The organism is Pseudoduganella sp. GW821-FHT11H04, from assembly GCF_058807935.1.
The window spans coordinates 133,675-146,438 of record NZ_JBXARE010000011.1; the positions used below are offsets into that span (position 1 = coordinate 133,675).

At 62.0% G+C, this 12,764-nt stretch carries 17 protein-coding genes; 9 read left to right on the top strand and 8 right to left on the bottom strand.

What is annotated here, in order from left to right:
• The first annotated feature begins 54 nt into the window (after positions 1-54).
• The 4 genes from AC1RTP_RS21750 to AC1RTP_RS21765 are packed head-to-tail and all read left to right on the top strand — an operon-like array spanning position 55 to position 3,277.
• Entirely contained in the window at positions 55-2,151 is a 2,097-nt protein-coding gene (locus AC1RTP_RS21750; RefSeq protein WP_498610368.1) for a TonB-dependent receptor, read from the top strand.
• A 39-nt stretch (positions 2,152-2,190) separates the two neighbouring features.
• Complete coding sequence (locus AC1RTP_RS21755; protein WP_498610370.1) at positions 2,191-2,490, top strand: antibiotic biosynthesis monooxygenase family protein; 300 nt, start codon at positions 2,191-2,193, stop codon at positions 2,488-2,490.
• Positions 2,490-2,921 carry a nuclear transport factor 2 family protein gene (locus AC1RTP_RS21760; protein WP_498610372.1) on the top strand — a complete coding sequence of 144 codons (432 nt, stop codon included), beginning with the start codon at positions 2,490-2,492 and terminating at the stop codon, positions 2,919-2,921. Before AC1RTP_RS21755 ends, AC1RTP_RS21760 begins: the two co-directional genes overlap by 1 nt.
• 56 nt (positions 2,922-2,977) lie before the next feature.
• Positions 2,978-3,277, top strand: a complete 300-nt coding sequence (locus tag AC1RTP_RS21765) for a hypothetical protein (protein ID WP_498610374.1) — start codon at positions 2,978-2,980, stop codon at positions 3,275-3,277.
• Here the strand turns inward: AC1RTP_RS21765 and AC1RTP_RS21770 are convergent.
• The gene (locus AC1RTP_RS21770; protein WP_498610376.1) at positions 3,274-3,591 is read right to left on the bottom strand and encodes a DMT family transporter; all 318 of its coding nucleotides are present in this window, start codon (positions 3,589-3,591) and stop codon (positions 3,274-3,276) included. The two genes, AC1RTP_RS21765 and AC1RTP_RS21770, sit on opposite strands and share 4 nt — an antisense overlap.
• Positions 3,592-3,763: 172 nt before the next feature.
• Here AC1RTP_RS21770 and AC1RTP_RS21775 point away from each other — a divergent pair, with 172 nt between their 5' ends.
• Positions 3,764-4,735: an SLAC1 anion channel family protein gene (locus AC1RTP_RS21775; RefSeq protein WP_498610378.1), complete on the top strand. Its 972-nt coding sequence runs from the start codon at positions 3,764-3,766 to the stop codon at positions 4,733-4,735.
• A 2-nt stretch (positions 4,736-4,737) separates the two neighbouring features.
• Complete coding sequence (locus tag AC1RTP_RS21780; protein ID WP_498610379.1) at positions 4,738-5,700, top strand: GlxA family transcriptional regulator; 963 nt, start codon at positions 4,738-4,740, stop codon at positions 5,698-5,700.
• On the opposite strand, the gene pncB is transcribed toward AC1RTP_RS21780, so the two are convergent.
• The 3 genes from pncB to AC1RTP_RS21795 form a co-directional block, all read right to left on the bottom strand.
• Positions 5,688-6,878, bottom strand: coding sequence for a nicotinate phosphoribosyltransferase (pncB, locus tag AC1RTP_RS21785; protein WP_498610381.1), 1,191 nt, complete (start codon positions 6,876-6,878; stop codon positions 5,688-5,690). The genes AC1RTP_RS21780 and pncB overlap by 13 nt on opposite strands.
• Before the next feature lie 3 nt (positions 6,879-6,881).
• Positions 6,882-7,709, bottom strand: coding sequence for a cysteine hydrolase family protein (locus tag AC1RTP_RS21790; RefSeq protein ID WP_498610383.1), 828 nt, complete (start codon positions 7,707-7,709; stop codon positions 6,882-6,884).
• Between the two features lie 81 nt (positions 7,710-7,790).
• Positions 7,791-8,405 carry an FMN-dependent NADH-azoreductase gene (locus AC1RTP_RS21795; protein ID WP_498610385.1) on the bottom strand — a complete coding sequence of 205 codons (615 nt, stop codon included), beginning with the start codon at positions 8,403-8,405 and terminating at the stop codon, positions 7,791-7,793.
• A gap of 103 nt (positions 8,406-8,508) precedes the next feature.
• Here AC1RTP_RS21795 and AC1RTP_RS21800 point away from each other — a divergent pair, with 103 nt between their 5' ends.
• Complete coding sequence (locus AC1RTP_RS21800) at positions 8,509-9,426, top strand: LysR family transcriptional regulator (RefSeq protein ID WP_498610387.1); 918 nt, start codon at positions 8,509-8,511, stop codon at positions 9,424-9,426.
• Positions 9,427-9,519: 93 nt separating this feature from the next.
• Positions 9,520-9,780 (top strand): hypothetical protein, encoded by a 261-nt coding sequence (locus tag AC1RTP_RS21805; protein WP_498610389.1) that lies wholly within the window; start codon positions 9,520-9,522, stop codon positions 9,778-9,780.
• Here AC1RTP_RS21805 and AC1RTP_RS21810 read toward each other — a convergent pair.
• From AC1RTP_RS21810 to AC1RTP_RS21820, 3 genes are all read right to left on the bottom strand, one after another.
• On the bottom strand, positions 9,777-10,088 hold the full coding sequence (locus tag AC1RTP_RS21810) for a chaperone modulator CbpM (protein ID WP_498610391.1): 312 nt from the start codon (positions 10,086-10,088) through the stop codon (positions 9,777-9,779). The two genes, AC1RTP_RS21805 and AC1RTP_RS21810, sit on opposite strands and share 4 nt — an antisense overlap.
• A gap of 3 nt (positions 10,089-10,091) precedes the next feature.
• Complete coding sequence (locus tag AC1RTP_RS21815) at positions 10,092-10,961, bottom strand: DnaJ C-terminal domain-containing protein (protein ID WP_498610393.1); 870 nt, start codon at positions 10,959-10,961, stop codon at positions 10,092-10,094.
• A 63-nt stretch (positions 10,962-11,024) separates the two neighbouring features.
• Positions 11,025-11,564: a hypothetical protein gene (locus AC1RTP_RS21820; protein WP_498610394.1), complete on the bottom strand. Its 540-nt coding sequence runs from the start codon at positions 11,562-11,564 to the stop codon at positions 11,025-11,027.
• 143 nt (positions 11,565-11,707) lie between these two features.
• Here AC1RTP_RS21820 and AC1RTP_RS21825 point away from each other — a divergent pair, with 143 nt between their 5' ends.
• On the top strand, positions 11,708-11,947 hold the full coding sequence (locus AC1RTP_RS21825) for a hypothetical protein (RefSeq protein ID WP_498610453.1): 240 nt from the start codon (positions 11,708-11,710) through the stop codon (positions 11,945-11,947).
• 47 nt (positions 11,948-11,994) lie between these two features.
• Here the strand turns inward: AC1RTP_RS21825 and AC1RTP_RS21830 are convergent, their stop codons facing one another.
• Complete coding sequence (locus tag AC1RTP_RS21830) at positions 11,995-12,705, bottom strand: beta/gamma crystallin-related protein (RefSeq protein ID WP_498610396.1); 711 nt, start codon at positions 12,703-12,705, stop codon at positions 11,995-11,997.
• Positions 12,706-12,764: the final 59 nt, after the last annotated feature.

Below are 12,764 nucleotides of genomic sequence, written 5' to 3' on the forward strand. Positions count from 1 at the left end.
CGCATAATGCGAATGATAATAATTCTCATTACGTAGTCACTTTAGGAAAATCCGATGAAGTTGAACCGCTCCCCGCTGGCGCTCGCCGTCGCGCTGGCCCTGCCCCACGCCGCCGCATTCGCCAGTCCTGCTGAAGACACCACCCTCTCCACCGTCACCGTGACCGCCGGCCGCGAAGCCGCCTACAACCCGAGCACCGCCACCAGCGCCACCAAGATCGACGCCCCGCTGCGCGATGTGCCGCAAACCGTGAACGTGGTGCCGCAGGAGTTGCTGCGCGACCAGGGCGCCAGCTCGATGGAGGACGTGTTGAAGGGCATTCCGGGCGTTGGCCTGTCGAGCGGCGACGGCCAGCGTGACCAGGTCACCATCCGCGGCTTCACCGCGATCGCCGACCAGTTCATCGATGGCATGCGCGACGACGCGCTGTATTTCCGCGACCTGTCCAATATCGAGCAAGTGGAAGTGATCAAGGGCCCGGCCTCCGTACTTTACGGCCGCGGCTCCTCGGGCGGCATGATCAACCGCATCACCAAGAAGCCGGGCATCGACCGCACGGAAGCCAGCGTGACCTTCGGCAGCTGGAACCGCAAGCGCGGCGAATTCGACGTGGCGCGCAAGCTGACCGATAGCGGCCTGGCCTTCCGCATCACGGGCGCCAAGGAAGATGCGGACAGCTACCGCAGCCAGCAATTCCTGAAGCGCGAGGCGCTGTCCCCTTCCCTGCTGTGGAAGCTGGGCGCCGACACCACCCTGCTGGTGCAGGGCGAATACCTGTCCGACCGCCGCCTGACCGACTTCGGCATCCCTTCGTATAAAGGCTTGCCGGTCGACGTAGACCCTGGCACATACTACGGCGCAGCCAATGCCAAAGACGTCGACTTCACTCAGTCTCGCGTAAAAGCGTTCGCAGTGGCGCTGGATCACCGCATCAACGCCAACTGGTCGCTGCGCAATGCCTTCCGCCGCTACGACTACTCGCTGAACCGCAATAACACCATGCCGGGCAGCGTGAATGAAGCGGCGCAAACGGTCTCGCTCACCCACGGCAATGTGCGCCGCGAAGAGGACGGCTATTTCAACCAGACCGAGTTGACCCAGCGCGCAGAATTCTTCGGCACGCAGCACCAGCTGCTGTATGGCCTGGAGATCGGCAAGCAGGACAAGGACCAGGTGAACCGTTCGAAAGCCAATGCCGCCACGGTCAACCTGTTCCATCCAGTACTGCCAGTACTGGAGCTGATGGCGAACGTAGCACCAGGCACCGACAACCTCGGCATCCTGAAGAACAAGAGCGTCTACGTGCAGGACCTGGCGACGCTGACGCCGCAGTGGAAGCTGCTGGCCGGCGTGCGCTACGATGATTTCAGCCAGGAGACGCGCGAGCGCCGCGTGGGCCAGAAGGACCTTGAACGCACCGACCGCGCCTGGAGCCCGCGTGCAGGCCTGGTGTACCAGCCAAACAGCAGCGCCTCCTACTACGCCTCGTTCAGCAAATCGTTCCAGCCTTCCGGCGAAACCTTTGCGCTCTCCGCCAGCAATGCCGCCATCGAGCCGGAACAGACCACGAACAAGGAAGTCGGCGCAAAGCTGGACCTGTTCAACGGCCTGGCCACAATTGGCGCATCCCTGTTCCGCCTTGAGCGCACCGGCATCAAGAGCACCGACCCGGTCACCAACACCGTGATCCCGATCGGCACCCAGCGCACCGACGGCCTGGAACTTACCTTTGGCGGTGAACTGGGCCAAGGCTGGCAAGTGTCTTCCGGCCTGGCGCTGCTGGATGCGGAAATCATCAAGTCCATCGCGCGCGACGACGGCCAGCAGGTACAGGGCAAGCGTCCGACGCTCACACCTAAATACAGCGCTAACCTGTGGCTGAACAAGGCTCTGGGCGGCGGCTGGTTCACCGGCGCCGGCGTGAACTACCAGGGTGACCGCTTCGCCAACCCGGGCAACACCACCACCCTGCCCGGCTACACCGTGGTCGATGCGATGCTGGCCTACCGCGCCGCATCCTGGGACGTGCAGCTGAACGTGAACAACCTGTTCGACCGCGAATACATCGTATCCGGCCACGGTTCAAGCAAGCTGCTGAACGTGCCGGGCGCGCCGCGCAATGCCCGCGTCACAGCCCGTTACCGCTTCTGAGCTAAAATCGGGACATTACTAAGCGAAAGGAATGTCCCGATGATTTTTGAGCTGGCGGAATTTGAGATTAAAGATGGCCAAGGCGCCGATTTTGAAGCCGCAGTACAGAAAGCCGTGCCGCTGTTCCAGCGCGCCAAAGGCTGCAAGTCGATGCGACTGGAACGCGTGATCGAGCGCGCCAACACCTATATGCTGGTCATCGTGTGGGAAACGCTGGAAAACCATACCGTTGATTTCCGCGGCAGCGAAGACTTCCAGACCTGGCGCGGCATGGTTGGCCAATACTTCGCCAACACCCCGCGCGTCGAGCACACCTCCAACGTCGTCAGCGGCTTCTGATGCGAAGCCTCGCCTGCCTGCTGCTCGCTGCGGCCAGCCTGCCGGCGATCGCTGCGACGCCCGCAGAAACCATGGACGCCTTCCAGCGTGCACTGGCAACGGGCAAGCGCGATGCTGCGCTCGCCCTGCTCAGCCCCAAGGTGCAGATATTTGAATCTGGCTATACCGAACATAGCCGCGACGAATATGCAGCCCACCATCTCGACGGCGATATCGAATTCCAGCGCGCGACACAATCGCGCCTGCTGCGCCAGGAGGAACGCCGCGACGGCGCTACCGCCATCGTGATGCGCGAAACGGAAACCAGCGGCAGCTACAAGAATGCCGAGGTCCACACCTTTGGGCTGGAGACTGCCGTGCTGGAACAGCATGGAGACGGCTGGCTGATCGTGCACTTGCACTGGTCGTCACGCAAGGCCAAGGCGAAATAAGCGCGCGCCACGTCATTGCGCCTTGCGCGACAATTTTGCCAAACAGGAGACCCATTATGCCCAATACCATTTACCGAAATTTCCGTCAGATCGCGGATGCCGAAGGCGCACGCAGCGCGCTGCTGGCCGAAGGCTTTGCCAATTCGGCCGTGCAACTGAACCTGCATGAGGCACGGCCGATGTCTACCACCACCTCCGCCGTGCAGCACATCATGGACTCGCTGACGCCGGACGATGTAGACAACACAGACAAGCCCGATCGCCCCGCCGCCCTGCTCTCAGTGGACGTGGACGACGATGCCCAGCGCGAGCAAGCCGACCGCATCATGTCGCGCTTTGGAGGCCAGGAAGCCTAGTTCTGCACCATCCTTAATCCCGCCACGCCGCCGACAATGGCGGCCACGCAGGCCAGCCTGGCAGGCGTCGCTGAATCTCCCATGAACAGCACTCCCGCCAGCGCAGTACCAACTGCGCCGATGCCGGTCCACACGGCATAGGCCGTCCCCACCGGCAAGGTGCGCAATGCTAACGACAGCAAGTAGACGCTGGCCAATCCGGCCAGCGCGGTCAAACCGCCGGACAGTGGCCTGCTGAAGCCTTGCGACCACTTCATGCCGAGCGCAAACGCGATTTCCAACAGGCCGGCGACAGTCAATAACATCCAGGGCATTTCTCATCCTTTCTTTGTGTGAGGGCGGCCATTGTCGGGCCGGTCAACCCGGTCTGGACGAGCTTTGGCCGAGCCTGGTCCCGGGTTGGCCGAAATTGACGTAAATGCGCACTATCGGCCAAAAGCTTGCCGTCCGATAATGGATTCATCGCTAATCCATCAGGTGCAAACCATGCAAACGACGACCATCCAGGCCCTGCCCACCAGCAGCGCCTCAATCAATAACCTTCCCGTCAGCCTTTTCGGCTCCGTCATGGGCATTGCCGGCCTGGCCCTGGCCTGGCGCGGTGCGGCCCACCTGTTCGGCAGTAGCAGCCGTATTGCCGACGGCATCGGCATCCTCTCGCTGCTGGTGTTTGGCTTGCTGGCCTTTGCTTACCTGCTCAAATGGGCCGCCTTTCCGGATGCGGTGAAGGCCGAGTTTTCGCACCCGGTCGCCGGTAACTTCGTTGGCACGATCACGATCGCCATCTTGCTGTTATCGAGCGTGGTGGCGCCCTGGAGCGCCGCGCTGCAGCACCTGGTCTGGACCGTGGGCGCAGTCGCCACGCTGGCGCTGTCTTACGTAGTGGTGTCGCGAGTAATGAAGGGGAATGTGACCGCCGCCAACGTGGTGCCGGCCTGGCTGATTCCCGGCGTGGCCTCGCTCGACATCGCCGTTACCGGCGGCGGCTGGAGCCATGAAGTCAATATGCTGGCACTTGGCATTGGCACGGCAATCGCCATCGTGTTCTATGTGCTGATCTTCAGCCGCCTGGTGCACGGTGATCCGCTGCCGGCCGGCATGGTCCCTTCGCTGATGGTGATGATCGCCCCGTTCGAAGTCGGCTTCCTGGCCTACGTCAACGTCACGCAGCACATCGACATGTTTGCTGCCATGCTGTTCTACTTTGGCCTGTTCATGTTCCTGGTGCTGGCCCCGCTTGTGTTTCGCCGCTCGGTGCCCTTTGCTCCATCGTGGTGGGCCATCAGCTTCCCGATTGCCGCCCTGGTGAACGCTGCGCTGAAATATGCCGCCGTTGCCGATAGCGCCGCAGTCGTGGTGCTGGCCGGGGTGCTGCTGGCCTTCCTGACGGTTGCCATTGCCGTGCTGCTGCTGCGTACCTTATATTCGCTTTACACCGGCAAACTCCTGGCAGGCTGACCATGCGTATCGCACTACTTGTTTTCCCCGGCGTGCAGTTGCTGGACGTGGCGGGGCCAATGGATGTCTTCCACGAGGCCGCCCGCCAGTCCGGCAAACCCGATGCCTACCAGTTTGACCTGGTCGCATTGCAGGACGGTCCCGTGCGCGCCGACAATGGCATGCTGTTCCAACCCACCGCAACCATCGACACGCTGGACCATGCAGTCGATACCTTGCTGGTCACAGGCAGTCATGAGATACAGGACTTTGACGCCAATCCGCGCCTGATGCAGTGGATGCAGCGCCAGGCCGGCGTTGTGCGGCGGCTCGGCTCCGTCTGTTCCGGCGCCTGGCTGCTGGCTCACGCCGGCCTGCTGGACGGCAAGCGCGTGACAACGCACTGGAATATTTCCTCCGCCCTGGCGCGGCGCTTTGAACGCGTGCATGTCGAAGAGGACCAGATCCATCTGCGCGACGGCAAGCTGTACACCTCGGCCGGAGTTACCGCAGGCATGGACCTGGCGCTGGCAATGGTGGAAGAGGACCTTGGCCGGCCTGTGGCGCTTGCGGTCGCGCGCGAGCTCGTCATGTTCATCAAGCGCCCCGGCGGGCAAGCGCAGTTCAGCGCCCATCTTGCGGCGCAGACCGCGCAGCGCGGCCCGATTCGCCAGGTGCAGGAATGGGTGCTGGAAAACCTGGCGCAGGATCTGACGGTCGATCAGCTGGCAGCCCAAGCCGGCATGAGCGTGCGCAATTTCTCGCGCGCCTTCAAGAGCGACACAGGCGAAACGCCGGCCGATTTTGTTGAAGCGGCGCGCCTGGATGCTGCGCGCCGCTTGCTGGAGGAAAGCGCCAGCCCGTTAAAACGGGTGGCGGCGCGCAGCGGCTTCCACGACCAGAACAGTTTACGGCGCGCCTTCGTGCGCCGGCTTGGTGTGACGCCGGGCGACTACCGCAACCGCTTCCATCGTCAGGAGGCGTGATGGCCGAACACTTGCCGCAGGTAGGCGAGGAAAGTCTCGTCCTTGCACAGCGTCTTGCCGGGCGAATCGGACAGCTTGGCCACCGATTGCCCGTTCAGGCGAATCAGCTTCATCACGATATTCAGCGGCTTGATGCCGACATCGTTGGTCAGCCACGTGCCGATGCCGAAGCCCACCATGATGCGGTTGGCGAAGTGGCGGTACAGGCGAAAGGTGGTGTCGAAATCCAGCCCGTCCGAGAACACCAGGCGCTTGGTATTGGCGTCGATGCGCAAGGACTGGTAGTGCGCGATGGCCTTGTCGCCCCACACGATCGGATCGCCCGAGTCATGGCGCAAGCCGTCGAACAGCTTGGCGAAGTACAGGTCGAAGTCGTTGAGGAAGGCGTCCATGCCCACCACGTCGGTCAGGGCGATACCCAGGTCGCCCCGGTATTCCTGCACCCAGCCTTCCAGCGCCGCGCTCTGGAAGTCGCGCAGCCGCACGCCGAAGGCCTGGAAGGACTGCATGTACTCATGGGCCATGGTGCCGATCGGGATCAGGCCGAATTTTTTGGCGATGTAGACGTTGGACGTGCCTTTGAAGAATTCCGGCACCTCGCGTGCCAGGCGCTCGACGACTTCATCGTGCCATGCGGCCGAAAAGCGGCGGCGCAGGCCAAAGTCGGAAAAATCGAAGGGGTGGCGCAGCATGGGCTCTTTGCCGAAAGCCTTTAACTGGGCGATCTTTTCGCCCAGGCGCTTGCGGCCCTCTTCAAGCGCTGCCGGCGTACCGGCGCGGCGGAAATACAGCTCATTGACGATGTAGAGCACGAAGATCTCGAAGGCCATCACGTGCACCTGCGGTCCCTCAGCGTGGATCAACAGGGTATCGCCTTCCGTGCGCACTTCAATGAATTTGCGCTGGAAGCGGAACACCGTAAGGAAGTCGACAAAGTCGCTCTTGATGTAGCGCAGGGAGCGCAGGTAAGCCAGTTCGTCCTCGGTGAAGGACATGCTGCACAGGTGGTCGAGCTGGGCTTCGACTTCTTCCTTCAGTTCCGACAGCGGAAAGGCGGTCTGGTTGCGGCAGACGAATTCATATTCGGCGTGCGCATTCGGGTGGCCATGCAGCAAGGCCTGCCACATGGTGAATTTATACAGGTCGGTTTCAAGCAGGCTGCGTACGACGGGGACCATGGCTTATTCCTCCGCGTTGGCCAGAAGTTCCGCCAGCACTTCGGCCGACGTGGCAAGGCGCGCGCCGCGGCGCTGCATCGCTTGCGCGAATTCCTGGTACTGCGCTTCGAAGCCGGACACAGGGCTCATGCAATCGGTCACCAGCACCAGCTTGCGCGGGTCGATCTGGTCGGCGATATGCTCGGTGGTCGCTTTCACACAATGGCTGCCTGCTTCGCCGGTGATGACAATAGTGTCGGCTTGCGACAGGCTTACGATCAGTTCGCGGTTCAGCTGCGAGGCCGGGTCGGCGGGATCGGGCACTTCGGCCATCACGGCGGAGTAATGCTCGGTCCACGGATTGGAACCCTTGCCGACTTTTGCGACAACGGCGTGGCGCTGCTCTTCCCAGGCGTTGTACGCCGCGCGCACGGCGTCGTGCACATTGTGGCCCCAGCTGCCGATTTCGCAGTGCACCGGCCACACCATCAGTTGATAGCGGCCCGCGGTTTCCAGTGCGTCGAGGTAGGCCAGCACGCGCGGCAAGGCGGCGGCATCGCGCGGCTTATAACGGCCGGCGCGCACATCGGCGGCGGAGATCTGTGTGAACGGACCGGGCGCAGAGCCGTCGGCGGTATGCCAGAACGTTGGATGCGCCACGTCGTAGCGGTGGTGCGAGTCGAGCGTGACGGTAATGGCCGAGAGTCCCGCTCCGCCCTGTTCGATCAGGCTGGCGAGCCGCAGCATGTCCTGGTGGGCCCCCGGTACCGGCAAGGCCGGCGCTGCTGGTGGTGGCAAATCGCAGAAATCATTCTGCGGGTCGATGATTAGCAGGTGATATTGGCGTTTCATCCCACCATCATAGCAAACGAAAAAAAAGGCAGCACGGCCGGCGGGCCGGTGCTGCCAAGTCCACTCGGGGAATGAAAGGTTTTACGCTGCGATCAGTTCATCGATCGACTTGCGGCCCTTGGCCACGGTATCGGCCACGGCTTGCTCGCCCATCGCCACGCCTTCTGCGCGGATGAACTGTACATCGGTCAGGCCGATGAAGCCAAGAACTGTGCGCAGGAAGGTGGTCAGGTGGTCGAAGGCCACGGCTGCGCCTTCGCTGTAAACGCCGCCGCTGGCGGTGAATACATAGACCTTCTTGCCCTTCAACAGGCCTTCCGGGCCGTTGGCGGTGTACTGGAAGGTGCGGCCAACGCGGGCCACGTGGTCGATCCAGGCCTTCAGCGAGGACGGCACGGAGAAGTTGTACATTGGCGCGCCGATCACGATCACGTCGGCGGCAAGCAGTTCGTCCACCAGGGTATCGGAGACCTTCACGATATGCGCTTGCTCGGCGTTGCGTGCCTCGGCCGGGGTGAAGAAGGCGCCCATCATTTCTTCGGTCAGGTGCGGCACCGGCTTGGTGGCCAGGTCGCGCTCAACCACGGTGTCGGCCGGGTTGGCGGCCTTCCACTTGGCGATGAATTCGGACGACAGCTGGCGGGACAGGGAACCTGCGTTACGCACGCTGCTATTGATGTAGAGGACGCTTGCCATATTGTTACTCCTGGAATTGGTTGGTGATTGCGGCCATCTTAGATCGGGTTTAATATCGATGAAATAGGTTTTATCACGATAGAAATTATCGATTTAATTGATCATGCGAGACCCCGGCCTTCCCACCCTTGACCAGCTGCGCGTGTTTATCGCCGTCGTCGACCACGGCGGCTTCGCCCACGCCGCACGCGCCCTGCACCGTACCCAGTCGGTGATCAGCTACACCATCGCCAACCTGGAAGAACAGCTCGATATCGAGCTGCTCGACCGCAGCACGCGCAAGCCCACGCTGACCGAAGCCGGCAAGGCCCTGCTGGCCGATGCGCGCGCCGTGGCCACCCGCGTGGACAGCATGCGTTCGCGCGCCAAGGCATTGGGCATGGGTCTGGAAGCGGAATTGTCGGTGGTCGTGGATGTGATGTTCCCCGCCTGTCACCTGGTGCGCGCGTTGGAGCATTTCCAGCGCGAGTTCCCCACCGTTTCGCTGCGCCTGCATACCGAAGCGCTGGGCGCCGTGGCCCAGATGGTGGCCGACCGCCGCTGCCAGCTCGGCGTGGCTGGCATGGCGGCAACCGCGCCGGTCAACTTCGAACGGCACGCGGCCGGCTTCGTGAAGATGATGCCGGTGTGCTCGCCCTTGCATCCGCTCGCGCGCGAGGAAACGCCGATCCCGAGCGCCGTGCTGCGCGAACATTTGCAGCTGGTGGTGACCGACCGCAGCCCTTTAACGGCGGGCCGCGACTTCGGCGTGCTGGGCTTGCGCGACTGGCGGCTGGGCGACGTCAGCTCCAAACACGCCCTGCTGGTGGGCGGCCTTGGCTGGGGCAATATGCCAGAGCACATGGTCATGCGCGACCTGTCGGAAGGCCGGCTGGTGCGCCTGCACGCTCAGGAAGGCAGCGAACTCGAGTATCCGCTCTTCGTCATTCATCGTGCCGATGATGAACTGGGGCCGGCAGGCAAATGGCTGCGTCAAAAGTTCATCGGCCTCGACCACACTTTGCCCGACGACGCTTTCTAACGTCTCCTACAGTCCAACGGCGCGTGCACCTACAGGCGCGCTTGCAGCATCGGCCTAGCATGGACTTCGCTTCAATTACAAAGGAGAGCGATCATGACACAACGCAAGGACACCGAAAAGTCGGATGATTGGCGCAACCAAGCCGGCCAGGCTGACCAGCCAGGCCAAGCCAACCAGCCAGGCCAGGGCGACCGTCAGCAAGGCGGCCAGCAGGGCAACAAGCAATCGGACCAGGAGCGCGGCAACAAGCAGAGCGACGTTGGCCAGGGCGAACGCCAGGGCAGCCGCGACGACCTGCAGGATGAGGAAAGCGGCAACCGCGGCAATCGCGGCGGCAGCGACCAGCAACGCTAAGCCACTCCGGCGGCGCGCAGACGGGTTTTAAGGCGGCGAACTTCGTCGCACAGATCCACTACCAGCGCCGCCAAGTCTTCGTCCGCATCGAAGTCCCTTTCCAGCTGGGCCAGGCGACGCGCCCTCCCCAGGTCCACGCTGGTGAATTGCAGGGTTTCGACCGTCGTCCCTTCCGCGCCGATCAGGATGCCGCGCCGCACACGGTGCACTACCCACTCCGGCTCGACGGCGCAGGCACGCGCGAGTTCATCCAGGGTCAGCGCCTGGAGTTCCAGCGGCACGCCTTCAACAATCTCTTCCTTGGGCATCGCTCATCCTCCCATTTCGCGTTGCATTTGTTCGTAGAGTGCGCGCCGCTCGGGCGTATCGGCCGGCGGAGCGAAGATTTCCAGAATCAGGTACAGGTCGCCCGCCGTGGCGGCATTGCCGGAGGCGGGAATGCCGCGCCCCTTCAGGCGCAGCTTGCGGCCGCCCTGCGAATTGGGCGGCACAGTCACAGTCACGCGTCCGGAAGGCGTGGCCACTTCGCGCTCGCCGCCCAGCGCCGCGGACCAAGGCGGGATTGCCACTTTTTCGTAGACATCGCGGCCTTCAATCCGGTAGCGCTCGTCTGCCTGGAAAGCGATTTCGAGGTAGAGGTCGCCTGCCTCAGCGCCATTCATGCCGGGTTGGCCCTGCCCGCTCAGGCGCAGCTGCTGTCCGGCCGTTACGCCCTGCGGGATGCTGACCTTGAGGTTACGTTCGCGGCCTAGTGAGATCTCGCGCTGTGCGCCGCTGTAGGCATCCTGCAGGCCAATTTCGAGCACCGCGTGGATATCTTCACCGCGCATGCGGAAGCCTTGGCTGCGGCCGCCGCGCTGGCGGCCCACATGGGCAAACAGGTCGGCGAAGAAATCCTCCGCACTGCCGCCTTCGAAGCCTCCCCCCCAGTCGGGTGGCGGGTGGAATTCCTGGCCAGCCCGGTATTGGCCGCTGCCCAACGAATCGTAGGCGGCGCGTTTTTCCGCATCGCCCAGCACGCCATAAGCTTCGTTCAGCTCCTTGGTGCGGGCATCGGCATCGGCTTCCTTGCTGACGTCCGGGTGATATTTGCGGACCAGCTTGCGGTATGCCTTCTTGATCTCGTCTTCGCTGGCGGTTTTGGCGACTCCCAGCGTTGCGTAGTAGTCCTTGTATTCCACGCTCTACCCTCTCTTTGAAGGAGAGGATAGGGTATCAGGAATTCATAAGATGCGGCTTAGGAATCAGCGTTGCGCCGACTCCTGGATGCCGAAGTCATACGAGTCGATGATCGCCTTATGACGCGCTATCTGCGCCCTTAATGGTTCGGCCATTGCTTCAGCATTTGCTTTGACAGCCTTTATTTCTGGAGTTTTGGACTTGATGAAGCGCGAACCAAAAACGGCCCCGGCAACCAAGACTGGCAGCCCCCACACCGGGCCGAATATCCCCATGGAAAAGGCTAATAAGAAAAGTGCGCACCATCCAATGAAAACGTTGTTCTTGTGGTCGGCCGCTTGCAGTGCTTTCACTGCTTTATCCCTTTGTGCGTAAATTCCTGCAATGTCGCTTTGTAGCCTGGCAACGGCAAGCTCGGATGCTGCTCGATTTGTGCCCAGCTTTACGTCATCCAGCGCTTCCTCTACACGCCGCAATGAGACAATCCCGCCGCTGCGTTCGACCTGTTGCTGGATCCCGCAATAGCCGCAAGCGAAGTCGCTAATGTCCTGTTTTACTTCGAGCCCCGCCCCACAGTTCACGCATTTCAACGACAGAATCTTCATTAATCTTGGCCGTTCACTCGATTGTTGGAAATTGAGCAAGTGTACTTTTTCCGTGGCGTTGTGCAAAGCAGATCTCGCGGAAAATTCAAATCGATTTAGTCCCTATACTGTTGAAATAGACCAGCAGCTCGCGGGAGGGTGTCATGGCATTCCACAACGCTATTAAGTATCGGGGCTATACGCTCGACTGTGAGCCTGTCAGGTGGAACGACACCTGTTTTATCGCCCAGGTCACCATTTCCCGCGAAGCCGGCGAGGACCTGGACGAGTTCTCCTTCCCTAACCTTTGCATCAGGGAATCGGCGCCATCGGCGGCGCAATTTGCAAAGGCTTGGGGGCGGGAGTGGGTTGATGCCAGCCTGCTGCCGCATCGGGCCAAATAAAAAGCGCGCTGGGAAGCGCGCTTTTGTGATGCTGCCGCTGCTGAAGATCAGCGTACGCGGCGGATCGACGAGATGCGGTCGATGAAATCACCCAGATCCTGGTAGCGGCCTGGGCCGTAGGTGCGGCATTGGCCGCGGAAATCGGCGTGTTCGCAGACTTCCCAGGTGCCATAGTTGATGACCAGGGAGTTGGCGTTATCGTTAAAGCCAACATCGCGCAGGGTGCTCATGTCGTTGTTGATGGTCACGTGGCGGCCACGGAAGCCGACGTCGTTGAACAGCTCAACAGCATCGCCGCGTTCGCGGTCGTTGCGGCGCTCGTCGCGACGCTCTTCGCGCCAACGCTCTTCACGGCGTTCTTCGCGACGTTCGTCGCGGCGCCCTTCACGATATTCGCGCTCGTCGCGGCCATAGCCGTAACCCTGGCCACGGTTGTCGCCGTGCCCCTGGATTTCACGGGCGGAGGAGAAGGCGTTATTGAAGCGGCGCAGGTCCGGGTATTCGCCGCGCTCGAAGACGGCGCACTGGCCGCCGAAGTTCTTGTGCTCGCAAAGTTCCCATGTGCCGGAGCGCACGATCAGGCTGGAGGCCCGGTCGTTGAAGCCGAAATCGACGAAATTGTTGGCGGCGCCGTCGGCGATCACCACGCGTTCGCCGCGGAAGCCTTCACGCGTGAAAAGCTGCAATTCGCCGGCCGAGGCGGCCTGGCCGATAAGGGTTGCCGCAAGCAGGAAAGCGGCAGTCAGTGTATTCTTCATAACTAAAATCTCCGTGGTTCGGGCATTCTTAGCGTTTTAACGCTTCGCAAAGCCCGCTA